Source organism: Streptomyces sp. 4F14, from assembly GCF_048159485.1.
Lineage (GTDB): Bacteria > Actinomycetota > Actinomycetes > Streptomycetales > Streptomycetaceae > Streptomyces.
Map to the genome: position 1 here is coordinate 1 of NZ_JBLRVY010000220.1, position 378 is coordinate 378.

The 378-nt window shown below is 71.4% G+C and carries 1 protein-coding gene; it reads right to left on the reverse strand.

Translation table 11 applies throughout. The annotated features are described in order from the left end of the window. Positions 1-378 (reverse strand): hypothetical protein (locus ACLZOT_RS50415; RefSeq protein WP_416976047.1); only part of this gene is annotated, 378 nt, incomplete at both ends.

Genomic DNA, 378 nt, shown 5'->3' on the forward strand with positions numbered 1-378 from the left:
GCGCGACCGTTGAGGGTCAGGCGCAGGCGGGCGGGGCCGCCGGCGCGGTGACGGGGTACATGGGCCTCGCGCAGACCGGAGCCCGGAAGGGCGCGGGGGCGCAGGGGGAGGTGGTCCAGGGACCGGACGTACACGATGCTGTTGTCAAGGATCGTCGGCTCGACGACTCGTAATCTGAACGTGTTGTCCCCACCGCGGAGTTCCCACGAGCCGAGATCGATCACGGACAGATCTCCCCAGGCCGGTGCGGACGCGTACCAGCGGGGCTGCGACCCGGCGAGTTCGTCGACCGGCCCGTCGTTCACGGACAACTGGAGGTAGGAGCCGACCGCTTCCGTGTGCGGGGTCTCGACCGGGGCGGTGGCGACGGCGGCGAGC